The organism is Actinomadura sp. CNU-125 (assembly GCF_001942465.1).
In the GTDB taxonomy this organism is placed as follows: domain Bacteria; phylum Actinomycetota; class Actinomycetes; order Streptosporangiales; family Streptosporangiaceae; genus Spirillospora.
In genome coordinates this window covers 1-24722 of record NZ_MKJY01000030.1, presented here as the reverse complement: position 1 = coordinate 24722, position 24722 = coordinate 1, and the positions used below count along the sequence as shown (strand labels likewise).

The following is a 24722-nucleotide window of genomic DNA, read 5'->3' as shown; positions in this document are numbered from 1 at the left end:
GCCCGCCGGCCGGGCGTTCGCCGCCCCCTCCCTGGCCGCCCTCCAGGTGCTCCGGCTGTAACAGGACCGGCCGCTCCGGCCGCCGCGCCGCCGTGCCCGCCCGAAGCGGTACGGCGACGCCTTCGTGTCCCAGACCAGCCGAACCATCCCCGAGAGGACCGCTCGCATGTCCAAGAGCGCCCGGAACAAGAACGCCCGGAACACCGGCCCCAAGAGCAAGGCGACGGCCAGGAACCCGAAGAAGAACGCCCTCACGCAGCGGGAGGTGCCGTGGGGCGGCGTCGCCTTCTTCACCGTGATCGGCCTGGTGGCGATCGTCGCCGTCTCCTACGCCTTCCTGCAGAGCAGGTCGTCGGCGGCGGACGCCGGCACGTCCATCGCGGGCGTGGTCAGCAAGGACGGGCTCAGCAACGGGCACACCCGGGCGAGCGTCGACTACGACACCGACCCGCCGATGGGCGGCGACCACGACCCGATGTGGCAGAACTGTGACGGCATCGTCTACGGCGACGCGCTGCGCAACGAGAACGCCGTCCACGCCCTGGAACACGGCGCCGTGTGGATCACCTACCGGCCGGGCCTCGCCGCCGCGCAGGTCGAGGCGCTGCAGGAGAAGGTCGAGTCGACGAGCTACACGTTCATGAGCCCGTACCCGTCGCAGGACTCCCCGATCACCCTCACCGCCTGGGGCAGCCAGCTCAAGCTGCAGGACGCCGGTGACGCGCGGCTGGACGAGTTCCTCAAGGCGTTCGTGAAGGGCCCGCAGACCCCCGAGCCGGGCGCCGCCTGCACCGGCGCCAAGGCCACGGCGTGACGCCCGAACCGGACGACGACCCCACCAGCACCGGCGACACCGCGACGCCCCCACCGGCACGGACGACACGGACGGCGCGCTGGACCGGCGGCGGGCGGGGGCGCCGGGTCACCGTCGTCCTCGCCGTCGCCGTGCTGGTGGCGCGGTGGCCCTCGCCGGGCTGGCCGCGCTGCGGTCCGGACGGCCGGGCACCGACGGGCCCGAGGCCGGGTTCGCGCGGGACATGAGCGCCCACCACGCCCAGGCGGTGCAGATGTCGTTCATCGTGCGGGACCGAACCGACGACGAGAGCGTGCGGCTGCTGGCCTACGACATCGTCAACACCCAGTCGCAGCAGATCGGCATGATGACGGCCTGGCTGGACGAGTGGGAGCTGCCGAAGGCGGATCCGGGCGGCCGGATGCGCTGGATGTCGGGCCACGGCGGGCACGGGGGCGCGTCCCCCGGCCCGTCCGGGCCGATGCCGGGGATGGCGACGCCGGAGCAGCTCGCGGAGCTGGAACGGGCGTCCGGCCGGGACGCCGAGGTGCTGTACCTGCGGCTGATGATCACCCATCACCGGGCGGGCGTGGAGATGGCCGAGGCGATCCTCGGCCTCACCGGGCACGAGCGGGTCCGGCGGCTGGCCGCGACGATGGTCCAGGGGCAGCAGGCGGAGATCGAGCTGATGGAGGGGATGCTCCGCGAACGCGGGGCGTCCCCGCCCCCGGCCGCCGGTCCCGCCTGAACCACCCGGCCGAACGCGCGGGCCCCGCCCCGGAACGTCCCGGGGCGGGGCCGCGCCCGACGGTCGTCGGTCGTCAGGAGAACTCGGCGAGCGTCCGCTCGGCCTCCTCCAGCCACGCGCGGCGGGCGGTGAGCGCCTCCTCGGCGTCATCGGCGTCACGGTCGCGGCCGGCGCCGCGGGCCTTGTCGAGCCGCGCCTGAAGCTGGTCGATGGAGCTGCGCAGTTGCGCGACCGTGGCCTCCGCGCGGGCGCGCGCCTCGGGGTTGGTGCGCCGCCACTCGTTCTCCTCGGCGCCGCGGACGGTCTCCTCGATCTTGCGGAGCCGGCCCTCGAGACGGTCGCGCTGGTCGCGCGGCACCATCCCGGCGGCCTCCCAGCGCTCCTGGATCGAGCGCAGCGCCTGCCGGGCCTGCCGGACGTCCCGGACGGGCAGCAGCCGCTCGGCCTCGGCGAGGATCTTCTCCTTCTCCTCGGCGTTCCCGCGGAACTCGGCGTCGCGCTCGGCGAACACGGCGCTGCGGGCCTGGAAGAAGGTGTCCTGGGCGCCCTTGAAGCGGGCCCACAGGTCCTCCTCGGCGTCCCGGCCGGCGCGCCCGGCGAGCTTCCAGCGGCGCATCAGGTCGCGGTAGGCCGCGGCCGTCTCGCCCCAGTCGGTGGAGCCGGACATCGCCTCGGCCTCGGCGACCAGCCGTTCCTTCTCGCGGCGGGCGTCCTCGCGCTGCTCGTCCAGCGTCGCGAAGTAGGCTTTGCGGCGCTTGGTGAAGGCGTTGCGGGCGGACGAGAGACGCTTCCACAGCGCGGTCTCGGTGGGCCGGTCGATGCGGTCGGCGGCCTTCCACTCCTCGACGAGCTGCCGGAGCCGCTCGCCGCCGTTCTTCCAGTGCGTCTCCTCGGCGGCGATCCGCTCGGCCTCGCCGACGATGCGCTCTTTGATCTCGCGCGCCTCGTGCCGGTGCTGCTCCTTGCGGGCCTTGACCTCCTCGCGGCGCCGCCCGACCCGCTCGGTGAGCCCGTCGAGCCGGCGGGCCAGCGCGTCGAGGTCGCCGACCGCCTTGGCGTCGGTCACCGCCTCGCGCAGCCGGCCGATGCTCTGCTCGGCCTGCGCGGGCTGCAGGTCGGTCGTGCGGACGCGCTGCTCGAGCAGCCCGATCTCGGTGACGAGCGAGTCGTACTTGCGCTTGAAGTAGGCGAGGGCCTCCTCGGGCGCGCCCGCCTGCCAGGATCCGACGACCCGTTCGCCGTCGGCCGTCCTGACGTAGACGGTGCCGTCCTCGTCCACCCGGCCCCATGGATCGGTCGCGCTGGACACCCTTGCCTCCTGAGTCGCGGGTCCGATCGTGCTCACAGCCCTCGGACCCTCCACACCTTAGTATCCCGTTCGGCTGATTCCGGTCACCCGGCGGCGGCGCCGATCGTGACGTCCTCGATAGTGACCTTCTTCTTGGGCGCGCCGTCGCCCTCGGGCTCCGAGCCCGCCTCGGCGATCTTCTCCAGCACGTCCATACCCGTGGTGATCTTGCCGAACACGGTGTAGTCGGGCGGGAGCTGCGAATCGCCATAGACCATGAAGAACTGGCTGCCGTTGGTGTCCGGGCCGGAGTTCGCCATGGCGAGGGTGCCCTTGCCGTAGGCGGCGCCGTCGAGGTTCTCGTCGGCGTACTGGTAGCCGGGCCCTCCGGTTCCCTTGCCGGTCGGGTCGCCGCACTGCAGGACGTTGAGTCCGCCGCTGGTGAGCCGGTGGCAGGGGCTGTCGTCGTAGAAGTTCTTCTCCGCCAGGAACGCGAACGAGTTCACGGTGCAGGGCGCGTTCTTGCCGTCCAGCTGGAGGACGACGTCGCCCTGGTTCGTCTTGACGGTCGCGTTCACCGTGCCGGTGCGGGCCGGCTTCACGGGCGGGGTGCCGAGGTCCTCGGGCGCCCCGGGCGCCTCGGACGGGCTGTACGCGCACTCGCCGTTCGCCGCGCCGGACGCGGTGTTCGCGGCGGCCGGCTCGTCCTCGCCGGTCAGCAGGAAGAATCCCGCCGTACCGAGCGCCACCACCGCCACCGCGGCGGCCGAGCCGAACACCTTCAGCCTGCGCGCCCTGGCCGCCTCCGCCGCCCGGCGCTGCTGCTGGCGCTCATAACGTTGCCGCGCGAGCTGCTTCTTGCGGTCCTTCCCCGCCACTGGCCATGCCCTTTCGCTGTGATCAGGTGAACGTGCAGCGCATAGTAGCGGTACCGGCGCGTAAAAGTGCCGTAAAACGGACGCCGGGGAACGAGCTCACCCGTCCGCCCCGCGGCAATACGCTCCGCGACACGACCCCGGCACCGCCCCGGGACGGCCCGCGACACGACGATCGCCGGATCTCGTTCGCGGTGGCCGCGGGCGCGCCGGTACCCTCGGACACGCCCATCGAGATGGTTCAAAGGAAGGACGGCCGTGCTCGTCGCCGGGTTCCCCGCTGGATCGTTCGCCGCGAACTGCTACATCGTGGCGCCCGCCGCGGGTGAGGAATGCGTCATCATCGACCCCGGCCAGGACGCCGAGGCAGGCATCGACGAGATCCTGCGCGAGCATCGGCTGAAGCCGGTCGCCGTGCTGCTGACCCACGGCCATCTCGACCACGTGTGGTCGGTGGCCCCGGTGTGCGGCGCGAAGGACGTGCCCGCGTTCGTCCACCCGGACGACCGGGACCTGCTGAGCGATCCGGCGAAGGGGCTGTCGCTCGGCCCGGGGCAGCAGCTGTTCGGCGGGCTGGAGCTGACCGAGCCCGACGACGTGCGGGAACTGTCCGACGGCGCCGAGATGGAGCTCGCCGGGCTCCGGTTCACCGTCGACCACGCCCCCGGCCATACCCCGGGGTCGGTGACGTTCCGGACGCCCGCGACGCAGGAACTCCCGGACGTGATGTTCTCCGGGGACCTGCTGTTCGCCGGGTCGATCGGCCGCACCGACCTGCCGGGCGGGTCGCACGAGCAGATCCTCGCCAGCCTGGCGCGGGTGTGCCTGTCGATGCCCGACGAGACCGCCGTCCTGCCCGGCCACGGCCCCCAGACCACAATCGGCCGCGAGCGCGTCACCAATCCGTTCCTCGCGGACACCGCGCCCGCCGACGGGCCCCACAAGGGACTCTAGAAACCTTCACACATCATGAGTTCGAGCTTTCAGGCCCCCAAAGGGGTCAGTGAATACGTTCCGCCGCGCGCGGACCTGCTGTACGCGGTCCGCGAGGCGTTCGCCGAGCAGGCGCGGCTGGCCGGATACGGCTACCTGGAACTGGCCGTCTTCGAGGACACCAACCTGTTCCGCCGCGGCGTCGGCGAGTCCACCGACGTGGTGTCCAAGGAGATGTACACGTTCGAGGACCGCGGCGGCCGGTCGCTGACGCTGCGGCCGGAGTTCACCGCGTCCGTCCTGCGGTGCGTCCTGGAGAACGGCCTGCACAAGCAGGGCGGCCTGCCGGTGAAGGTCTGGACGACCGGTGCGGCGTTCCGCGCCGAACGTCCCCAGCAGGGCCGCTACCGGCAGTTCTACCAGCTCGACCTGGAGGCGATCGGCAGCGAGGACCCGCGGGTCGACGCCGAGACGATCGCGATCGCTGCGAACTGGTACCGCTCCCTCGGGCTGACGCGGGTCCGGCTGCTGCTGAACTCGCTGGGCTGCCGCGAGTGCCGGCCCGCCTACCGGGCGCGGCTGCAGGAGTTCCTGCGCGGCCTGGACCTGGACGAAGCCACCCGCGCCCGCATCGAGATCAACCCGCTGCGGGTACTGGACGACAAGCGCCCCCAGGTCCGCGAGTTGGTCGCCGGAGCGCCGCTGATGGCCGACCACCTGTGCTCGGCGTGCAAGGCGCACCACGACCGCGTCCGGGAACTGCTGGCCGACCTCGGCATCGAGTGGGAGGACACCCCCACCCTGGTGCGCGGCCTGGACTACTACACCCGGACGACCTACGAGTTCGACCACCCGCTGCTCGGCGCCCAGTCGGGCATCGGCGGCGGCGGGCGCTACGACGGGCTGTCGGAGGACATCGGCGGCCCGCCGCTGCCCGGCATCGGGTTCGGGCTCGGCCTGGACCGGACGATCCTCGCGCTGGAGGCCGAGGGCGCCGAGTTCGCCGCCCGGCCGCGCTGCGAGGCGTTCGGGGTGCCGCTGGGCGACGCCGCCGAGCGGCGCATGTTCGGTCTGGTCGCGGACCTGCGCCGGGCCGGGGTCGCCGCCGACATGGCGTTCGGCGGCAAGAAGCTGAAGGGCGCCATGAAGGACGCGGACCGGTCCGCGCCCGCTACGCCGTGATCCTCGGTGAGCGAGATATCGCCGACGGCGTCGCCCAGGTCAAGAATCTGGCCGAGGGCGAGCAGACCGCCGTCCCCCTCGCCGACATCGTCACGACGTTGAAAGAAAGGCTTTCGAAATGATCCGCTCGCACGAGGCGGGGACGCTCCGCGAGGAGCACGCCGGGCAGCAGGTCACGCTGGCCGGCTGGGTGGCCCGCCGCCGCGACCACGGCGGCGTCACGTTCATCGACCTGCGGGACGCGTCCGGCACCGCACAGGTCGTCTTCCGGGAGGAGGACGCCGCGCACGACCTGCGCTCGGAGTTCTGCGTGAAGGTCGTCGGCGAGGTCCGGATCCGGCCCGAGGGCAACGAGAACCCCGAGTTGCCCACCGGCGGCATCGAGGTCGCCGCGGAGACCATCGAGGTGCTGTCGGAGGCCGCGCCGCTGCCGTTCCCCATCGAGGGCGACGTCAACGTCAACGAGGAGATCCGGCTCAAGTACCGGTACCTCGACATCCGCCGGGACGCGGTGGCGCACGCCATGCGCGTCCGGTCGGAGGCGTCGTTCCTGACGCACGAGGTGATGCGCGAGCACGGCTTCGTCAACGTCGAGACCCCGACGCTGACCCGCTCCACGCCCGAGGGCGCCCGCGACTTCCTCGTGCCCGTCCGGCTCAAGCCGGGCCACTGGTACGCGCTGCCGCAGTCCCCGCAGCTGTTCAAGCAGCTGCTGATGGTCGGCGGGCTGGAGCGCTACTACCAGATCGCCCGCTGCTACCGGGACGAGGACTTCCGCGCCGACCGGCAGCCGGAGTTCACGCAGATCGACATCGAGATGTCGTTCGTCGACCAGGACGACGTCCTGCGCGTCGGCGAGGACCTCGTCGGCCGCCTGTGGAAGGAGATCGCCGGGTACGAGATCCCCCGGCCGATCCCCCACATCACCTATGCCGACGCGATGTCCCGCTACGGCTCCGACAAGCCCGACCTGCGGTTCGGCAACGAGCTGACCGACATGACCGGGTACTTCGCCGACACCTCGTTCCGGGTGTTCCAGGCCCCGTACGTCGGCGCGGTCGTGATGCCCGGCGGCGCGTCCCAGACCCGCAAGGAGCTCGACGGCTGGCAGGACTGGGCGAAGGCCCGCGGCGCCCGCGGGCTCGCGTACGTCCTCGTCCAGCCGGACGGCGCGCTCGGCGGGCCGGTCGCGAAGAACCTGTCGGACGCCGAGAAGGACGGCCTGGCCGCGAAGACCGGCGCGTCCCCCGGCGACGCCATCTTCTTCGGCGCGGGCAGGCGGCACGCGACGCAGGAACTGCTGGGCGCCGCCCGGCTGGAGATCGGCCGCCGCTGCGAGCTGATCGACGCGTCCGCGTGGGAGTTCGTCTGGGTCGTGGACGCGCCGATCTTCGAGCCCGTCGAGGACGACAAGGGCGAGCGGATCGGCTGGACGTCGGTGCACCACCCGTTCACCGCGCCGAAGCCGGAGTTCGCCGACACCTTCCAGGACGACCCGGGCTCGGCGCTCGCGAACGCCTACGACCTCGTGCTGAACGGCAACGAGATCGGCGGCGGCTCGCTGCGTATCCACCGCGCCGAGATGCAGCAGCGGGTGTTCGACATCCTCGGCCTGTCCAAGGAGGAGGCCGAGTCGAAGTTCGGCTTCCTGCTGGAGGCGTTCAAGTTCGGCCCGCCGCCGCACGGCGGCATCGCCTTCGGCTGGGACCGCGTGGTCATGCTGCTCTCCGGTCAGGAGTCGATCCGCGACGTGATCGCCTTCCCGAAGGCCGCGTCGGGCTTCGACCCGCTGACCGCCGCGCCCACGCCGATCACCCCGCAGCAGCGCAAGGAGGCGGGCGTCGACGTGATCCCCGAGGACGAGCCCGCCGAGGACTGACCCGCACGCACGCCGGAGGGCGGTCGCCGAACCGGCGACCGCCCTCCGCACGTCTCCCGGCCCGAACGGCCACGAAACCAGACCGAGACGGCCACCTCCGCAGCACCCCCGAAACCGGACGGAGACGGCCCCTCCGCGGCAACCCGAAACCAAACCGAGGCCACCCCTCCGCAGCGACCCCGAAACCAGATCGAGGCCACCCCTCCGCAGCGACCCCGAAACCAGATCGAGGCCGCCCTCTCCGCGGCGGCCGGAGCGGAGCGGAGGCCGCCGCTTCTTACCTGGTGGCGCCGCTCGTCACACGGTAGACGTCGTAGACGCCGTCGATCGAGCGGACCGCTTTGAGGACGTGGCCCAGGTGCTTCGGGTCGCCCATCTCGAAGGTGAACTTGCTGACGGCGACGCGGTCGCGGGTGGTGGTGACCGAGGCGGACAGGATGTTGACGTGCTGGTCGGACAGCACGCGGGTGACGTCCGACAGCAGCCGGGGGCGGTCGAGGGCCTCGACCTGGATGGCAACGAGGAAGACCGAGTCTTCGCCCGGGGACCACTTGACGTCGATCAGCCGGTCGGGCTGGCTGCGGAGGCTCTCGACGTTGACGCAGTCGGTGCGGTGCACCGAGACGCCGTGGCCGCGGGTGACGAAGCCGACGATGTCGTCGCCGGGGACGGGCGTGCAGCAGCGCGACAGGCGCACCCAGACGTCCGGGTCGTCGGCGACGACCGACGCCGGGTCGCCCGCAGGCCGGTTGCGCTTGCGGCGGGTCGGCAGTGCGATCTCGGCGAGGTCCTCTTCGGCGCTCTCCACGCCGCCGAGGGCGTCCACGAGGCGCTGCACGACGTGCTGGGCGGAGACCTGGCTCTCGCCGACCGCGGCGTACAGGGACGACACGTCGGGGTAGCGCATGTCGCCGGCGAGCGCGAGCAGCGCCTCCCCGGACATCATGCGCTGCAGCGGCATGTTCTGCTTGCGCATCGCGCGGGCGATGGCGTCCTTGCCGGACTCGATCGCGGTGTCGCGGCGCTCCTTGGAGAACCAGTGCTTGATCTTGTTGCGGGCGCGGGCGCTCTTGACGAACCCGAGCCAGTCGCGGCTGGGCCCGGCGTCCTGCGACTTGGAGGTGAAAACCTCGACGGTGTCGCCGTTGTCGAGGGTCGATTCGAGGGGGACGAGACGTCCGTTGACGCGGGCGCGATACATCGGTGGCCGACTTCGGTGTGGATCGCGTACGCGAAGTCGACCGGGGTCGCCCCCTGCGGCAGCGCGATGACGTCGCCCTTGGGGGTGAAGACGAACACCTCGGAGACCGACAGGTCGAAGCGGAGCGACTCCAGGAACTCGGCCGGGTCGGCGGTCTCCTTCTGCCAGTCGAGGAGCTGGCGGAGCCACTGCATGTCGCCGGCGCGGCGGCCGCCGACCGTCTCTTCCTTGTACTTCCAGTGCGCGGCGACGCCGTACTCGGCGCGGCGGTGCATGCCCCACGTGCGGATCTGCAGCTCGACGGGCTTGCCGCCGGGCCCGATCACCGTGGTGTGCAGCGACTGGTACATGTTGAACTTCGGCATCGCGATGTAGTCCTTGAACCGGCCGGGGACCGGGTTCCATCGCGCGTGGATCGAGCCGAGGGCGGCGTAGCAGTCGCGGACGCTGTCGACCAGGACCCGGATGCCGACCAGGTCGTAGATGTCGTCGAAACTGACGTCCCGGGCGATCATCTTCTGGTAGATCGAGTAGTAGTGCTTCGGCCGTCCCGTCACGGTGGCCTTGATGCGGGCCTCGCGCAGGTCGGTGGAGACGTTCTCGATGACTTCCTGCAGGTAGACGTCCCGGCGCGGGGCGCGTTCGGACACCAGCCGGGCGATCTCGTCGAACCGCTTGGGGTACAGCGTGGCGAACGCGAGGTCCTCCAGCTCCCATTTCAGCGTGTTCATCCCGAGGCGGTGCGCGAGCGGCGCGAACACCTCGAGGGTTTCGCGGGCCTTCTTCTCCTGCTTGTGCCGCGGCATGTAGCGCAGGGTGCGCATGTTGTGCAGCCGGTCGCCGAGCTTGATCACCAGGACGCGGATGTCGCGGGACATCGCCACGACCATCTTGCGGACGGTCTCGGCCTCGGCGGCCTCGCCGTACTTGACCTTGTCGAGCTTGGTGACGCCGTCGACGAGCGCGGCGACCTCGTCGCCGAAGTCGGTGGTGAGCTCGTCGAGAGTGTAGGGGGTGTCCTCGACGGTGTCGTGCAGCAGCGCCGCGCAGAGCGTCTCGGTGTTCATGCCGAGCTCGGCGAGGATGGTGGCGACGGCGAGCGGGTGCGTGATGTACGGGTCGCCGCTCTTGCGCTTCTGGTGCCGGTGGTAGTGCGCCGCGACGTCGTAGGCGCGTTCGATGAGCCGGAGGTCCGCTTTCGGGTGGGTGTTGCGGACCGTCTTGATCAGTGGTTCCAGTACCGGGTTCATGGCGGTTCCGCGCTGGGCGCCCAGCCTGGCGAGCCTGCGGCGCACCCGGGCGGCGGACGGCGGGATCGTGGTGGACGCGGAGGCCCCGCGGGCGGGGTCCTCCTCGGAATGGGACGCGGAGCCGCGGGCGCCGGGGCCGCTCGTTCCCGCGTTCGGCGGGCTCGGTCCGGGGCGCTCTCGGGTTTCGAGGCGCCGCCGGCCGGGGTGCCGCCTTTCGAGGTTCCGGTCGCGGTGGCGGAGTCGCCGGGACGGCCGGCGTCGGACTCGGCGCGGCGCGGCGGCGGGCACGGCTCGCTCCGCGGCCGCCTCACCGGCGGCCTGCGTCGCGGGGCGGGCCCCGGCCGCGGACTTCTCCGCGGCCTCGCTCACCGCGCCGGTCGATGCCACCTCACCGGGCACTCAGCCTCCTCGGTTTCTGCGGGCGCCCCGAACCGTCCGCCCCGCGGGTGAGCGCCCGTCCCCACCGGGCTCGATTGCGCCAGTGTATCCGGCGCCGGATCCGTGTTAGACGGTAACCAGCGAGTGGACGTCGAGATTCCCGACCTTGTCCCGCCCGTGCAGGAACGACAGCTCCAGCAGGACCGAGAGGCCGACGACCTCGCCGCCGCAGCGTCGGACGAGGTCGGCGGCGGCACGGGCCGTCCCGCCGGTGGCCAGGACGTCGTCGACGATCAAAACGCGGTCGCCGGACTCGAAGGCGTCCGCGTGGATCTCGATCGTCTCCGTCCCGTACTCGAGATCATAGGTGGCGGCGTGCGTCCGCGCGGGCAGTTTGCCCTTCTTGCGGACCGGCACGAAACCCGCCCCGAAGTGGTAGGCGACGGGCGCGGCGAGGATGAAGCCCCGGGCCTCGATCCCGACGATCTTGTCGATGGTGCCGCGGCCGTGGTGGTTGACGATGGTGTCCACGACGCCCGCGAAGGCGACGTGGTCGGCCAGGAGCGGGGTGATGTCCTTGAAGACGACGCCCGGCTTCGGGTAGTCGTCCACATCACGGATCCGTTCCTGGATCAGCTTGCCGAGGTCCACCATCGTTCGCGCCCCCTGAGACGTCCGTTGTTTCCTACCGCCCGTGCGGGCCCTGCTCGCGGCCGTGCGGCCGCGTCACCTGCGTGTCACCTGCCGCGGCGCTGCTGGCGCGTGCCGCGCCTGGGCTGCTGCCGCGGCCCCGTCTGCACCACCTTGCGGACGGTGACGGACCGCTTGACGTCCTCGGCGGGGTTCGCCGCCGGAGCGTCGTCCCCCGGCCCGTCCGGGTCGCCGGAGTCGTCGTCCGGTCCGCCGCCGGGTGCGCCCGCCGTCGCCTTGACCTTGGCGGCCGTCTTCGCCTGCCGCTTGGCGCTGGCCTCGCGGCGCGCCATGTTCGCCCGGATCTCCCGGTACTTGGGCTCGCGCTCCTTGAGCTGCACCAGCAGCGGCGTCGCGACGCACAGCGACGAGTACGTCCCGACGATCATGCCGACGAACAGGGCGAGCGACAAATCCTTCAGCGTGCCGGCGCCGAACAGCGTCGTCCCGATGAACAGGATCGCCGCCACCGGCAGGATCGCCACCAGCGAGGTGTTCAGCGACCGGACGAGCGTGCTGGCGAGCGCCTTGTTCGCGGCCTCGCTGTAGGTGGTCTTGGAGGTCGGGCCGAGCGGCTTGGTGACCTCCTTGATCATGTCGAACACCACGACCGCGTCGTACAGCGAGTAGCCCAGGATCGTGAGGAAGCCCAGCAGCGTCGCGGGGGTCACCTCGAATCCGGACCAGGCGTAGACGCCCGCGGTGATCACCAGGTCGTGGACGAGCGCGACGACCGCGGCGGCCGCCATCCGCCACTCGAACGCGATCGACAGGTAGGCGATGATCAGCACCATGAAGACGGCGAGGGCCTGCCATGCCTTCGACTGGATCTCACCGCCCCAGGAGGCGCCGACGACCTGGGTGCTGATCTTCTCCGACTGGACGCCGAGCTGCTCGGTGACGGTCTCCTTGACCTCGGTGACCTCCGAGGACGACATGCTCTCGGTGGTCACCCGCCACTTGTCGCCGGACTCCTGCACGATCGTCTGGTGGGCGCCGCCGTCGGCGACGGCGCCGCGCACCTGCTCGATCGAGGCGCTCGGCGCCTGGAAGGTGAAGACCGAGCCGCCCTTGAACTCCACGCCGAAGTTCAGGCCCTGCACGAGCAGACCGGCGATGGACAGCAGGAGCAGGACCCCGGAGATCGAGTACCACAGCTTCGGCCGGCCGACGATGTCGGCGCTGACCTCGCCCCGGTAGATCCGGGAGATGATCGCACGCGTCGCCATGGCTCAGACCTCCTGGCCGGTCGGACGGACGGTGGTGCCGGAACCGGACGCGGGGCCCGCCGTGCGGCGCAGCCGCTTGGCGTCGACCCCGGACAGCGGATGGCCCCTGCCGAAGAACTTGGTGCGCGACAGGACCGCCACCAGCGGCTTGGTGAAGAAGAACACCACGAGCACGTCGATGAGGGTCGTGAGCCCCATCGCGAACGCGAATCCGGCGACGCCGCCGACCGCGAGGAAGTACAGCACGAGGGCGGCGAGGAACGTCACCGCGTCGGCGACGAGGATCGTGCGGCGGGCGCGCTTCCAGGCCGTCTCGACGGACGGCCGGAGCTTGCGGCCCGCGCGGAGTTCGTCCCGCAGCCGCTCGAAGTAGACGATGAACGAGTCGGCGGTGATGCCGATCGACACGATCAGGCCGATGATGTGCGGCAGCGAGAGCCGGAAGCCCATGTTCTCACCGAGGATCACGACGGCCAGGTAGGTGATCCCGGACGCGACCGCGAGGCTGGACACCGCGACCAGGCCGAGGCCCCGGTAGTACAGCATGCAGTAGACGACCACGAGGGCGAGGCCGATGCCGCCGGCGATCAGGCCGCCGGTGAGCTGGTCGGAGCCGAGGGTGGACGACACCTCGTCGATGGAGCTCTGCTGGAACTCCAGCGGCAGCGCCCCGTACTTGAGCACGTTGGCCAGGTCGGTGGCGTACTGCTGGTTGAAGCTTTCGGGCGGGCCGTCGATGCTGGCGGTGCCGCCGGTGATCGCGCCCTGGTTGATGGCGGGCGCGGAGACGACCTGGCCGTCCAGGACGATCGCGATCTGCGCCTGCGCGGAGGTGGGGTCCTGCTGGTAGGCGCCGTACGCCTCGGTGGTGACCTGGCCGAACCGGTCGGCGCCGGTGCCGTCGAAGTCGAGCGAGACCGACCAGCTGGGCTGCCCCTGCTGGGCGTTCGGGGGGACCGCCTCGGCGCCGTCGACGTTCTCGCCGAGCACCCGGACGGGGCCGAGGATGTACTTGGAGACCTGGCCGTTCTCGACGTCCTGGTCGCAGGCGACGACCCAGTCCTTCTTCGGGTCGTTGGAGCCGGGCGCGCGCCGGTCGCCGTTGTAGCAGTCGAGCTCCTCGAACTGCTTGACGACGGCCTGGTCCTTGACGCCCGGGTAGAGCGACGACGTGTCCGCCGCGCCGGACGAGCCGGTCGCCTCGGGCGACGCGGACGCTTCGGGCGAGGCGGACGCTTCGGGCGAGGCGGCGGCCCCGGAAGAGCCGGACGGCGACGGGGACGCCGTCGCCGAGGGGGTGGGTGCCGTCAGCGCGCCGCTCGCGGCGCGGCCGCGCGGGGCGGCGGAGGACGAGGCGGACGGCGAGGCCGAAGCGGAGGACGAGGGCGATTGGCTCGGCTCCCCGTCCTGATCGCCCCGATCACCGTTTCCGCGATCGGCTTTCTCGCTTCCGCTCGCCGACGGGGTCGCGACGGGGACGCCGCCCCCGTCGCCGGACGTCCGTCGGTGGCCGCGAACACCTGCCGGAACTGCAGTTTCGCGGTCGTGCCGATCATGTTGACGACGCGGTTCTGGCCGGCCCCCGGAACGTTCACGACGATGTTGTCGCCGCCCTGCTTCTGCACCTCGGCGTCCGAGACGCCCAGGCCGTTGACCCGCTGGGTCATGATCTTGACGGCCTGGTCCATCTGCTCGGCCGGCGGGTCCGTGCCGTTCGGCGTCTTGGCCGAGAGCGTCACGGTCGTCCCGCCGGCGAGGTCGAGCCCGAGCTTGGGCGTCGTCTGCCCCTGCAGGACCGCCGTCCCTGCCAGAACCACCAGGATCGCGAAGAGCGCGAGAAGGGTGCGTCCCGGCTTGGGGACGTTCCTAGGGGGAGCCACTTGTCGTCTTACTTCCCGTCTTGAATCGGTGCCGGAGAGGCGTCAGGCGTCAGTCGGAAGACTTCCGCCCGGCCTTCGCACCGGTCTTCGCCTTGGCCCGGTCGTCGCCGTCCTCGGCGTCGTCCTCGTCCTCGGCGTCGTCGGCGTCGTCCTCGGTGGCGTCGTCCTTGGTGAGGTCGACCGTGCCGCCGTCGCGCTCGTCGTCGGCGTCGTCGTCGTCCTCGTCGAGGTCGAGCTCCTCGGCGTCGGCGCCCTTGGCGTCGTCGTCCTGGATGACGCGCATGACGGCCTGCTTGACGAAGCTCACCTCGACGCCGGGTGCGATCTCCAGGAGCACGCCGTCGTCGTCCACCGACAGCACGGTGGCGCGCATACCGCTGGTCGTCATCACCCGCGAGCCCGGCTGCAGATTGCTCTCCATCTGCAGTTGCTCCTTGCGCCGCTTGTTCTGCGGGCGGATGAGGAGAAAGTAGAAGACCAGCGGGATCGCCAGCAGGAGCAGGAGATTGAAGGCCCCGCTACCGCCGGACTCCGCCGCAATGATCATGTCGCCGCCCATTACCGGGGCATCCTTCCGGTGTCGATTGCCCAGCCCGTGACCGGATCGGCCACATCATTGGAACCGTCGGCTGGAAGACGGTGAACCAGGTCCCGGAGTCTAGAGATTACGCCAGACCCCGGCAACGACGTGACGATCGGTGACGCCGGGAAGTTCCCAACCCGTTACCCGATGATCACTATTGTGGCCGGTCGGCGTCGTCGTCCGGGTCGAAAAGCGTCCCGGCCAGCGGCGCCGTCGGCGGCGGGGTCAGCCCGAGATGCGCCCACGCGGCGCCGGTCGCGACCCGGCCGCGCGGCGTCCGGGCCAGCAGCCCCTGCCTCACCAGGAACGGTTCGGCGACCACTTCGACCGTTTCCGGCTCCTCCCCCACCGCGACCGCCAGCGTCGACAGCCCGACCGGGCCGCCGCCGAACTTGCGCAGCAGGGATCCGAGCACGGCCCGGTCGAGCCGGTCGAGCCCCCGTTCGTCCACTTCGTACAACGACAGCGCCGTCCGTGCCGATTCCCTGGTCACGGTCCCGTCGCCGCGCACCTCGGCGTAGTCGCGGACGCGTCGCAGCAGCCGGTTCGCGATCCGGGGCGTGCCCCGCGCGCGCCGGGCGACCTCCGCCGCGGCGTCGTCGGTGATCTCCACGCCGAGCAGGCCCGCCGACCGCCGGACGATGATCTCCAGTTCGGCGGGCTCGTAGAAGTCCATGTGGGCGGTGAACCCGAACCGGTCGCGCAGCGGCCCCGGCAGCATCCCGGCGCGGGTCGTCGCCCCGACCAGGGTGAACGGGGCGATGTCGAGGGGGATCGCGGTCGCGCCGGGGCCCTTGCCCACCACGACGTCGACGCGGAAGTCCTCCATCGCCATGTAGAGCATCTCCTCGGCGGGCCGCGCCAGCCGGTGGATCTCGTCCAGGAACAGGACCTCGCCCTCGGACAGCGTCGACAGGACGGCCGCGAGGTCGCCGGCCCGCTCGATGGCGGGGCCGGAGGAGATCCGCAGCGGCTGTCCCAGTTCCGCCGCGATGATCATCGCGAGGGTGGTCTTGCCGAGGCCGGGGCCGCCGGACAGCAGCACGTGGTCGGGGGTCCGGCCGCGTCCGAGCGCGCCGTGCAGAACCAGGGCGAGCTGCTCGCGGACGCGTTCCTGCCCGACGAAGTCGCCGAGCTTCTTCGGCCGCAGCGCGGCCTCGATCGCCTGCTCCTCGGACCCGTCGGGGGCCGGGGACACGATCCGCTCGTCCTCGCTCATCGGCCCGCCTCCGCCCGGCGGCTCCCGGCCGTCCAGCGGCCGCTCACTTGCTCAGCTTCTTCAGGGCCGACTTCAGCAGCGCGGCGACGGGCGGCGTCTCCGCGCCGTCCAGGTCGGCGGCGACGGCGTCGACGGCGGCGTCGGCGTCCTTCGCCGACCAGCCGAGGTTGACCAGGCCCATCTGCACCTGCTCGCGCCACGGCTCGGCCTTGACGGGCGCCCGGACCTCGTCCGCGCCGTCGCCGACGGGGCCGCCGAGGCGGTCCTTCAGTTCGAGGACGATGCGCTGCGCCCCCTTCTTCCCGATGCCGGGCACCTTCGTGAGGGCGGTGAGGTCCTCGGCGGCCACGGCCCGGCGGAGCGCGTTCGGGGTGTGCACGGCCAGCATCGCCAGCGCGAGCCGGGGCCCGACGCCGCTCGCGGTCTGCAGCAGCTCGAACACCGCGCGCTCGTCGTCGTCGGCGAACCCGAAGAGGGTGAGGGAGTCTTCCCGGACGACCAGCGACGTCGGCACCCGGGCCTGTTCGCCGACGCGGAGTCCGGCCAGCGTGGCGGGGGTGCACTGCACCGCGAGGCCGACGCCGTGCACGTCGATCACCGCGCCGTCGGGTCCGGCGGCGGCGACCTCGCCGCTGACGAAGGCGATCACTGGACGGTCCCTCCTGTTCTGCGGGCGGCGAGCCGTTCGCGTTCGCCCGCGCCGCCTCCTCGATCCGCGACCGGAACGCGCGCGCCGGCTGCCGCAGCGCCCCGCCGCGCCACACGTGGCAGATGGCGAGGGCGAGCGCGTCGGCGGCGTCGGCGGGCTTGGGCGCCTCGTCGAGCGCGAGCAGCCGCGTCACCATCTTCGTGACCTGTGCCTTGTCGGCGCGCCCGTTGCCGGTGACGGCCGCCTTGGCCTCGCTGGGGGTGTGCAGGGCGACCGGGAGCCCGCGCACGCGCGGCGGCGAGCATCGCGATGCCCGCGGCCTGGGCGGTGCCCATCACGGTCCGCACGTTGTGCTGCGAGAACACCCGCTCGACGGCGACGGCCTCGGGGCGCAGCTCGTCCATGAGGCCCTCGATGCCGCGCTCGATGCCGAGCAGCCGCAGGGCGTGGTCCTCGTCGGGGGCGGTGCGGACGACCGACACGTGCACCAGGTGGAGCTTTTTCCCCGGGCGCCCTCGACGACCCCGACCCCGCACCGGGTGAGCCCGGGGTCCACCCCCATCACCCGCACGGCCGCCCCTCTCGATCATCTGTTCGGGCGCCAACGCTACCAATCCGCGCCGACATCGCGCGGCGGCGCGCCGTGCGTGTCCCCGGAGCGCCCCGGACGCCGCGATCGGGCGGCCGGGGCGGCCGGGGCGGCCGTCGGGCGTTCAGTCCAGGGCGGCGAGAACGTCGTCGCTCACGTCGAAGTTGGCGTAGACGTCCTGGACGTCGTCGGAGTCTTCGAGGGCGTCCAGGAGGCGGAAGACCTTCTTCGCGTTCTCCTCGTCCAGGGGCACCGAGACGCTCGGCAGGAACTTGCTCTCGGCCGACTCGTAGTCGATCCCGGCTTCCTGGAGGGCGGTGCGGACGGCGACGAGGTCACCGGCCTCGCTGACGACCTCGAAGTTCTCCTCGTCGAGCTCGTTGACCTCTTCGGCGCCGGCGTCGAGGACGGCCATCATCACGTCGTCCTCGCTGGTGCCGTTCTTCGGGACGATCACGACGCCCTTGCGGGTGAACATGTACGACACCGAGCCGGGGTCGGCGAGGGAGCCGCCGTTGCGGGTCAGGGCGACGCGGACCTCGGAGGCGGCGCGGTTGCGGTTGTCGGTGAGGCACTCGATGAGCACCGCGACGCCGCCGGGCGCGTAGCCCTCGTAGGTGATGTTCTGCCAGTCGGCGCCCCCGGCCTCCTCACCGGCGCCGCGCTTGCGCGCGCGCTCGATGTTGTCGTTGGGGACGGAGTTCTTCTTCGCCTTGTAGATGGCGTCGTACAGGGTGGGGTTGGCGTCGGGATCGCCGCCGCCCGTGCGGGCCGCCACCTCGATGTTCTTGATCAGCTTCGCGAAGAGCTTGCCCCGCTTGGCGTCGAGGGCCGCCTTCTTGTGCTTGGTGGTCGCCCATTTGGAATGGCCGGACATCTCAATCCTCCTCAACCATCGTCCGGCGCACCAGATCGGCGAAGTAGTGGTGCACACGGAAGTCGCCCGTCAGTTCCGGGTGGAAAGCCGTGGCCATCAGCCGCCCCTGTCGGACGGCGACGATCCTACCGGCGTCGGGGCCGCCCTCGGCGCGGCCGATGATCTCGACGGCGTCGCCGGTGGACTCCACCCAGGGGGCGCGGATGAACACGGCGTGGTACGGCGTGTCGCCCATCCCGGTCAGCGGCACGTCGGACTCGAAGGAGTCGACCTGCCGGCCGAAGGCGTTGCGCCGCACGGTCATGTCGATCCCGCCGATGGTCTCCTGGCCGTCCGCACCGTCGCGGATGCGGTCGGCCAGCATGATCATGCCGGCGCAGGAGCCGTAGACGGGCAGGCCCGCCTCGATCCGCTTGCGGAGCGGCTCCAGCAGGTCGAACGCGCGGGCCAGCCGCCACATGGCGGTGGATTCCCCGCCGGGCAGGACGAGTCCGTCGACCCGCTCCAGCTCCGCGGCGCGGCGCACGTTCAGGGTTCGGGCCCCGGCCTGTTCGAGGGCGCGCGCGTGCTCGCGCACGTCGCCCTGCAGGGCCAGGACGCCGATGGTCGGTACGGCAGTCACGAATGAACCTTCCGGGGGATGCGGACGGACCAACACTAGAGGTTCCGTCGCCTGGACGCTTCGTCCAACGTCGCGGTCCGGTACGCGTCTTCCCGGCTCAGGCTCGGGACGTCACCGCGCGTCGCCGGTCCGGGACCGGTCGCGGCGGCCGAACTTGAAGCGGCGCAGCGGCAGCTCCAGGGGCAGGAAGCCGTCCTTGCCGCGGTCGGCGATGCCGCGGCCGAACATGTGGGCGGCGGCGAGCGCCAGCCCGAACTCCTCGGGGTCGAACGGCAGCGGGACGTCCGGCGCGCCGGCGTCGAGGGCGCGCCAGAACGGGCGCTCGGCGGGGAGCCGGGCGCCCTGGTCGACGATGACGCCGTCCTCGGCGGTGAGGAAGACGTCCCGGCGCAGTTCGGCGTCCTCGTACCAGCGGAACCAGCAGCCGCGGAACGACGTTGTGCAGGACGAGCACGCCGCAGCGGGCGCCGGGCAGCGCGGCGGCGGCGGTGTCGGCGACGCGGCGGGCGTCGTCGTCGAGGCGGAACAGGCGGCGGTCGCACACCAGCAGCGCCCGTTCGTCCGGGGCCCGCTCGTCGCGGGCGGCGCCGAACGCGCCGACGAACAGTTCGTCCTCGTAGGGCCAGAGGGCGAAGTCGAGGACGGTGTCGCCGGTCGCGGTGAGGGTGCCGGCCGGGTGCAGGCCGCGGGCGATGCGCGCGGCGGCGTCCGGATCGGGTTCCAGTCCGGGACGGAAGACCTCGGCGGGTTCTCCCGCGCTCGCACAGGCCAGCGCGACCGACCAAGCCATGCTCTCCCCTCCCGCGGCCGGGCACCGCGCGCGGGGCCGTGCCCTGCCCTCGGCCCCGCACCGGCCGCGCCGCCAGCGTAACGCCGGAGCGACGCGCTGTGGAGGGGCGGCCGGCGGCGATCGTCCGGTCGTGGCGGCCGGACGATCGCCGCGGGCGTCAGCCGGTCACCAGCCGCGGCCGGCGAACTTCTGGTCCTCGCCGAGGGAGGCGACGTTGATGCCGACCATCGCGTCGCCGAGGCCGCGGGAGACGTCGGCGATGACGGCGGGGTCGTCGTGGAAGGTGGTGGCCTTCACGATCGCCGCGGCGCGCTCGGCGGGGTTGCCGGACTTGAAGATGCCGGAGCCGACGAAGACGCCCTCGGCGCCGAGCTGCATCATCATGGCGGCGTCGGCCGGGGTGGCGATGCCCCCGGCGGTGAACAGCACGACGGGCAGCTTGCCGGCCGTCGCGACCTCCTTGACGAGATCGTAGGGCGCCTGCAGTTCCTTGGCGGCGACGTACAGCTCGTCCTCGGGCAGGTTCTGCAGCTTGCGGATCTGCTGCCGGATCTGCCGCATGTGGGTGGTGGCGTTGGAGACGTCGCCGGTGCCGGCCTCGCCCTTGGAGCGGATCATCGCGGCGCCCTCGGTGATGCGGCGCAGCGCCTCGCCGAGGTTCGTCGCGCCGCACACGAACGGGACGGTGAACGCGAACTTGTCGATGTGGTTCTCGTAGTCGGCGGGGGTGAGCACCTCGGACTCGTCGACGTAGTCGACGCCGAGCGCCTGCAGCACCCGCGCCTCGACGAAGTGGCCGATGCGGGCCTTGGCCATGACCGGGATGGAGACGGCGTTGATGATGCCGTCGATCATGTCCGGGTCGCTCATCCGGGAGATGCCGCCCTCGGCGCGGATGTCGGCGGGGACCCGCTCCAGGGCCATCACGGCGACCGCACCGGCGTCTTCGGCGATCTTCGCCTGCTCCGGGGTGACGACGTCCATGATCACGCCGCCCTTGAGCATCTCCGCCATGCCGCGCTTGACCCGGGCGGTCCCGGTCTCCGGCGCGGTGTTCTGGGAAGAGGGGCTGGAAGTGGACACGGGCAATTCCTCACGTGAGCGGACGACTAGTCACGTTCCATGATATTGCCTGCTCGTGCCGCCTTCGGACCCGGCAGACCCTCAACGCGGGGTTCAGGGGATGACGGGGCCGCCCTCGTTGACCAGCACCACCCAGACCTGGCCGGGCGCGAACGTCATCGGCTTCCCGTCGGCGGTGGTGAAGGTCGTCCCCTGCCCCTCGGACGGACGCGACCAGCGGGCGTCGTAGCCCTTGCCGTCGCGCAGGACGAGCGCGCGCCCCGTCCCGGTCGTCTCGATCAGCGGCGTGTAGTGGCCGAGGGAGTCGTGGAACTTCGAGCGCGTCGTCTTCGCGTACTGGACGACGACGGTGGCACCGCCGAGGCGTCCGCCCTCGGCGGACACGTCGGGTCGGCCGTCGAAGCTCGCCAGCCAGCGTTTCTCCTTCGCCGACCAGGTGAAGCCCATGGACGCCGCGGGCCATTTCGCGGTGAACGACTTCGTGGGCTCGCCGCCGTCCGGGGCGTCGCCGAAGCGGAAGCCGATGTCGCGCGGCCCGGTGGCGCCGGGCGCCAGTTCCAGCAGGTCGCGGGGGTCGGCGTACAGGTTGTACGGGATCGGCTTCGGGCCCGCGCGGAAGTAGGCGGAGCCGCCGTTCTCCTGGGAGACGTCGTAGGACGGCGCCTGCCGGATGTTCTTCTTCATCTTGCTCTGCACGCCGGAGAAGGCGAACGCCGGGCGCCCGAACTGGGCGAGGAGGTGCAGGTCGGAGATCCGGGCGCTGCGGACGGGCCCGACGCGCTCGGGCAGTTCGGACGAGTACACCGCCATCAGCCGGGTCGCGCCGCCCTCGACCTGCTCGACGTAGACGATGTCGGCGTCCTGGACGCCCGACTGCGGGAGCGCCTTCTCGGTGTTGGCGATCTTCACGGCGAGGACCGGGCCGCGCAGGCCCTTCTTCCCGCCGTTGAACGGGTGGGTCGCCGGGCCGGTGTTCGCGGACGCCGCGGCGCCGTCCCGTCCGCCCGGCGCGTTCGGCGGCTCGGCCTCCCGCGTCCCGTTCCCGCCGGAGTCCAGGCGGCGAGCGCGGCGGCGAGGGTGAGGGCCCCGAGCCCGGCGGCGGTCCGGCCGGGGGCGGTCGCGCCCCAGGAGTTTCGCACGCTGATCCCTCCTTCGGGAGATCTGCGCCAGAGGGTAGCGAAACGGTCGCCGTGCCTCGTCCGGACGCCCGCCGGTCAGATGCCCGCCGGTTCAGATGCCCGCCGGTTCAGATGCCGGGCGGGTCGTCGTCGATCTCGAAGAACCCCGGCAGCGGGGCGCGTCCGGCCAGCCGCAGCGCCCGGATCAGCAGTTTGCGCCGCGCGATGCGGGCCTGGGAGACGGCGTCGTTGTAGAAGCGGCGGGCGTAGGCGACCTTCGCGGCGGAGGAGGACAGTTCCTCCAGTACCGCCTTGCCGTCGCCGTCGGCGCGGCCGGTGAGCGCGTCGACGAAGCCGGGCTGGTCGACCACCGCGCGCAGCGCCCGCGACAGGTCGCTCTCGGCGAACTCGCGGTGCTCGGCGTCGGCGGTGCGGGCCTCGTGGGCGGCGGTGGCGAGGACGAGGCTGGTGGCGGGGTCCAGCAGCCGGGACGCGGCGAGTTCGAGCGCGGCGGCCGCCCGCCGGACGAGCGCGGCGTCGAGCGCGGCGCGGGCCGTCTCGACGCGGACGTGCAGCCGGTCCAGGCGGGTCGCGCGCCACGAGACGTACACGGCGAGCAGGAACGCGACGGCGATCCAGAACAGGACGTCGATGATCCAGTCGGGCATCCCGGGGTCTCCTAGGCGCCGGGACCGGACTCGACGACGCCGGCGTGGCCGAGGGAGACGGTCTCGTACACCCTCAGCACGTCGCGGGCGACGGCGGACCAGTCGTAATCGCGGACGGCGGCGCGCGCCTCGGCCGACAGCTGCTTGCGGCGCGCGGGGTCGTCGAGCAGGTCGGCGGCGGCCGCGGCGAGGGCCTCGTGGTCGCCGGTCGGGAACAGCGCCCCGGCACGGCCGCCGCGCAGCACCCGGTCGAACGCCTCGATGTCGCTGGCCAGGATGGGGGCGCCCGCCGCCATCGCCTCGGCGAGGACGATCCCGAAGCTCTCGCCGCCGAGGTTCGGCGCGACGAACACGTCCACCGAGTGGTAGGCGCGGACCTTGTCCCGCTCGCTGACCAGGCCGAGCAGGACGACGCGGTCGCGCAGCTCCGGGGAGACGCGCGACAGCACGTCGTCGGCGTCGCCCGGCCCGGCGATCAGCAGCCGCAGCCGGGGACGGGCGCGGGCGAGGATCTCGAAGGCGCGCAGCAGCACCGGCAGGCCCTTGCGGGGTTCGTCGATCCGGCCGAGGAAGCCGATCGCCTCGTCGCCGGAGCCGTCCCCGGAGCCGTCGGCGCGGCCGCGCCAGCCGGGCAGCGGGTCGGCCATCGCGTACCGTTCGGTGGCGACCCCGTTGGGGATGAGGACGGCGTCGCCGCCGAGGTGCTCGACGAGCGTGGTGCGGGCCGCCTCCGACACCGCGATCCGTCCGGTGATCTTCTCCAGGGCGCTCTGCAGGATCGGGGCGGTGACCGACACGACGCGGGACTTCTCGTAGGACGCGTGGAAGGTGCCGACGATCGGGCCGTCGGCCGCCCAGCAGGCCAGCAGGCCGAGCGACGGCGCGGCGGGCTCGTGCACGTGCAGGACGTCGAAGCCGCCCTCGTTGATCCAGCGGCGGACCCGGCTCGACGACAGGAACCCGAAGGCCAGCCGCGCGACCGAGCCGTTGTAGGGGACGGGGACGGCGCGTCCGGCGGGGACCGCGTACGGGGGCAGGTCGGCGTCGTCGTCGGCGGGGGTGATCACCGAGACGGTGTGGCCGAGGGCGATCAGCGCCTCGGCGAGGTCGGCGATGTGCCGCTGCACGCCGCCGGGGACGTTCCAGGTGTAGGGGCAGACGATGCCGACCCTCATCGGGGGGCCTCCGCCGGGCTCCCCGGCAGGTCGTCGAGCCACACCTTCTGCAGCATGTGCCAGTCTTCGGGGTGGGCGGCGATGCCCTCCTCGAAGATCGTCGCGAGCTCCTGGGTCATGGCGCGGATCTTCTCCTGTCGGACGCCTTCGGCGGGCACGGGGATCTCCTCGTGCACGCGCGCCGCCCAGTACTCACCTTCATACCAGAGCGTCACGGGGATCAGCGCCGCGCCGGTCTGGACCGCCAGGGCGGCGGACACGGCGGGCATCCGGGCGGTGGCGCCGAAGAACTCGACGTCCACGCCGCTTTCGGTGAGGTCGCGGTCGACGACGAGGCAGACCGGGCGTCCCTCGCGCAGGCGCCGCGCCATCCGGCCGTAGGCGGAGGCGCCCTTGTGCGCGAGGACCTCCATGCCGAGCCCCTCGCGGAATTCGACGAACCGGTCGAACAGCGACTCGGGCTTGAGCCGCTCCGCGACGGTGGTGAAGGGGTACCCCTGGTGGACGAGCCAGGCGCCGGCGTGCTCGTAGTTGCCCATGTGCGGCAGGGCGAGGACGACGCCGCGGCCCGCGTCGAGGTTCGTGAAGATCTTCTTCTCGCCGGTGACGCGCATCTTCCCGACGATCCGCCCGCGGTCGTACTCGGGGAGCCGGAACACCTCCAGCCAGTAGCGGAAGTAGGACCGCATGACCTTCTTGCTGAGGACGCGCACCTCGTCGTCGACGGCGTCCTTGCCGAGGACGCGGCACAGGTTCCGCTCCAGTTGCCGGACCCCTGCGCCGTACCGGTGCCAGGTGCGGTCGGCGATGGCGGTGAACACCAGCCGGGCCGCCCGCTCGGGGGTCTTGCGGACGATCCTCCAGCCGGCCGCGTAGGCGGCGTCCGCGGCCTCGTCACGGAGCGGGACTCTCATCGTCGTCGATCCGGCCGGCGTTCGCCGCCGCCTTCGCGCCCGGACCGTCCGCGCTGCGTTCGCCGTTGCCGCGCCGGCCTCGGCGGTCGCGGCCGGGAGCGGCGGCGGG

General features: G+C 72.2%; 22 protein-coding genes and 3 pseudogenes. 6 read left to right on the top strand and 19 right to left on the bottom strand.

Translation table 11 applies throughout. The features are described from left to right. The first annotated feature begins 166 nt into the window (after positions 1-166). Together BJF79_RS04625 and BJF79_RS04620 are read left to right on the top strand one after the other, a co-directional pair. Positions 167-814 (top strand): DUF3105 domain-containing protein, encoded by a 648-nt coding sequence (locus BJF79_RS04625; protein WP_075895148.1) that lies wholly within the window; start codon positions 167-169, stop codon positions 812-814. Positions 815-959: 145 nt separating this feature from the next. Next, positions 960-1541 carry a DUF305 domain-containing protein gene (locus BJF79_RS04620; protein ID WP_262401534.1) on the top strand — a complete coding sequence of 194 codons (582 nt, stop codon included), beginning with the start codon at positions 960-962 and terminating at the stop codon, positions 1539-1541. Positions 1542-1614: 73 nt separating this feature from the next. Here BJF79_RS04620 and BJF79_RS04615 read toward each other — a convergent pair whose 3' ends face one another. Then, the gene (locus BJF79_RS04615; protein WP_083733164.1) at positions 1615-2850 is read right to left on the bottom strand and encodes a DUF349 domain-containing protein; all 1236 of its coding nucleotides are present in this window, start codon (positions 2848-2850) and stop codon (positions 1615-1617) included. Between the two features lie 83 nt (positions 2851-2933). After that, complete coding sequence (locus BJF79_RS04610; protein WP_075895142.1) at positions 2934-3707, bottom strand: peptidylprolyl isomerase; 774 nt, start codon at positions 3705-3707, stop codon at positions 2934-2936. 255 nt (positions 3708-3962) lie between these two features. Here BJF79_RS04610 and BJF79_RS04605 point away from each other — a divergent pair, with 255 nt between their 5' ends. The 4 genes from BJF79_RS04605 to aspS are packed head-to-tail and all read left to right on the top strand — an operon-like array spanning position 3963 to position 7698. Next, positions 3963-4658 (top strand): MBL fold metallo-hydrolase, encoded by a 696-nt coding sequence (locus BJF79_RS04605; protein ID WP_075895140.1) that lies wholly within the window; start codon positions 3963-3965, stop codon positions 4656-4658. A 15-nt stretch (positions 4659-4673) separates the two neighbouring features. Continuing rightward, complete coding sequence (gene hisS / locus BJF79_RS04600) at positions 4674-5819, top strand: histidine--tRNA ligase (RefSeq protein ID WP_262401533.1); 1146 nt, start codon at positions 4674-4676, stop codon at positions 5817-5819. Beyond that, a complete protein-coding gene (locus tag BJF79_RS58485; RefSeq protein ID WP_262401532.1) occupies positions 5816-5941 on the top strand; it encodes a His/Gly/Thr/Pro-type tRNA ligase C-terminal domain-containing protein in 126 nt (41 codons plus the stop codon). Before hisS ends, BJF79_RS58485 begins: the two co-directional genes overlap by 4 nt. Further along, positions 5938-7698 (top strand): aspartate--tRNA ligase, encoded by a 1761-nt coding sequence (gene aspS / locus BJF79_RS04595; protein WP_075895139.1) that lies wholly within the window; start codon positions 5938-5940, stop codon positions 7696-7698. Before BJF79_RS58485 ends, aspS begins: the two co-directional genes overlap by 4 nt. A gap of 277 nt (positions 7699-7975) precedes the next feature. Here the strand turns inward: aspS and BJF79_RS04590 are convergent. The 17 genes and pseudogenes from BJF79_RS04590 to BJF79_RS04515 form a co-directional block, all read right to left on the bottom strand. Continuing rightward, positions 7976-10149, bottom strand: a pseudogene (locus BJF79_RS04590) (RelA/SpoT family protein). A 504-nt stretch (positions 10150-10653) separates the two neighbouring features. Continuing rightward, on the bottom strand, positions 10654-11181 hold the full coding sequence (locus BJF79_RS04585; RefSeq protein WP_187356955.1) for an adenine phosphoribosyltransferase: 528 nt from the start codon (positions 11179-11181) through the stop codon (positions 10654-10656). Between the two features lie 83 nt (positions 11182-11264). Next, the gene (secF, locus tag BJF79_RS04580) at positions 11265-12446 is read right to left on the bottom strand and encodes a protein translocase subunit SecF (RefSeq protein ID WP_075895137.1); all 1182 of its coding nucleotides are present in this window, start codon (positions 12444-12446) and stop codon (positions 11265-11267) included. Between the two features lie 3 nt (positions 12447-12449). Continuing rightward, complete coding sequence (secD, locus tag BJF79_RS58480; RefSeq protein WP_262401535.1) at positions 12450-13454, bottom strand: protein translocase subunit SecD; 1005 nt, start codon at positions 13452-13454, stop codon at positions 12450-12452. A 299-nt stretch (positions 13455-13753) separates the two neighbouring features. Beyond that, positions 13754-14326, bottom strand: coding sequence for a hypothetical protein (locus tag BJF79_RS58475; RefSeq protein WP_262401531.1), 573 nt, complete (start codon positions 14324-14326; stop codon positions 13754-13756). Positions 14327-14375: 49 nt separating this feature from the next. After that, positions 14376-14885 (bottom strand): preprotein translocase subunit YajC, encoded by a 510-nt coding sequence (gene yajC, locus BJF79_RS04570; RefSeq protein WP_075895136.1) that lies wholly within the window; start codon positions 14883-14885, stop codon positions 14376-14378. Positions 14886-15063: 178 nt separating this feature from the next. Then, positions 15064-16128, bottom strand: coding sequence for a Holliday junction branch migration DNA helicase RuvB (ruvB, locus tag BJF79_RS04565; protein WP_075895135.1), 1065 nt, complete (start codon positions 16126-16128; stop codon positions 15064-15066). A 43-nt stretch (positions 16129-16171) separates the two neighbouring features. Next, positions 16172-16777, bottom strand: a complete 606-nt coding sequence (ruvA, locus tag BJF79_RS04560; RefSeq protein ID WP_075895133.1) for a Holliday junction branch migration protein RuvA — start codon at positions 16775-16777, stop codon at positions 16172-16174. Positions 16778-16853: 76 nt separating this feature from the next. After that, positions 16854-17348: pseudogene (gene ruvC, locus BJF79_RS04555) on the bottom strand (crossover junction endodeoxyribonuclease RuvC); the annotation flags it as partial. A 142-nt stretch (positions 17349-17490) separates the two neighbouring features. Beyond that, positions 17491-18243 (bottom strand): YebC/PmpR family DNA-binding transcriptional regulator, encoded by a 753-nt coding sequence (locus BJF79_RS04550; RefSeq protein ID WP_075895131.1) that lies wholly within the window; start codon positions 18241-18243, stop codon positions 17491-17493. Position 18244: 1 nt separating this feature from the next. Next, the gene (gene pdxT, locus BJF79_RS04545; protein WP_075895129.1) at positions 18245-18865 is read right to left on the bottom strand and encodes a pyridoxal 5'-phosphate synthase glutaminase subunit PdxT; all 621 of its coding nucleotides are present in this window, start codon (positions 18863-18865) and stop codon (positions 18245-18247) included. Positions 18866-18976: 111 nt separating this feature from the next. After that, positions 18977-19655, bottom strand: a pseudogene (locus BJF79_RS04540) (DUF6928 family protein). A gap of 165 nt (positions 19656-19820) precedes the next feature. After that, positions 19821-20738, bottom strand: a complete 918-nt coding sequence (gene pdxS, locus BJF79_RS04535; protein ID WP_075895127.1) for a pyridoxal 5'-phosphate synthase lyase subunit PdxS — start codon at positions 20736-20738, stop codon at positions 19821-19823. 93 nt (positions 20739-20831) lie between these two features. Beyond that, the gene (locus tag BJF79_RS04530; RefSeq protein ID WP_262401529.1) at positions 20832-21647 is read right to left on the bottom strand and encodes a DUF3048 domain-containing protein; all 816 of its coding nucleotides are present in this window, start codon (positions 21645-21647) and stop codon (positions 20832-20834) included. A gap of 337 nt (positions 21648-21984) precedes the next feature. Then, a complete protein-coding gene (locus BJF79_RS04525) occupies positions 21985-22524 on the bottom strand; it encodes a hypothetical protein (protein ID WP_075895125.1) in 540 nt (179 codons plus the stop codon). Positions 22525-22535: 11 nt separating this feature from the next. Beyond that, on the bottom strand, positions 22536-23699 hold the full coding sequence (locus tag BJF79_RS04520; RefSeq protein ID WP_075895124.1) for a glycosyltransferase family 4 protein: 1164 nt from the start codon (positions 23697-23699) through the stop codon (positions 22536-22538). After that, on the bottom strand, positions 23696-24613 hold the full coding sequence (locus BJF79_RS04515; RefSeq protein WP_075895122.1) for a phosphatidylinositol mannoside acyltransferase: 918 nt from the start codon (positions 24611-24613) through the stop codon (positions 23696-23698). The genes BJF79_RS04520 and BJF79_RS04515 overlap by 4 nt, the downstream gene beginning before the upstream one ends. Positions 24614-24722: the final 109 nt, after the last annotated feature.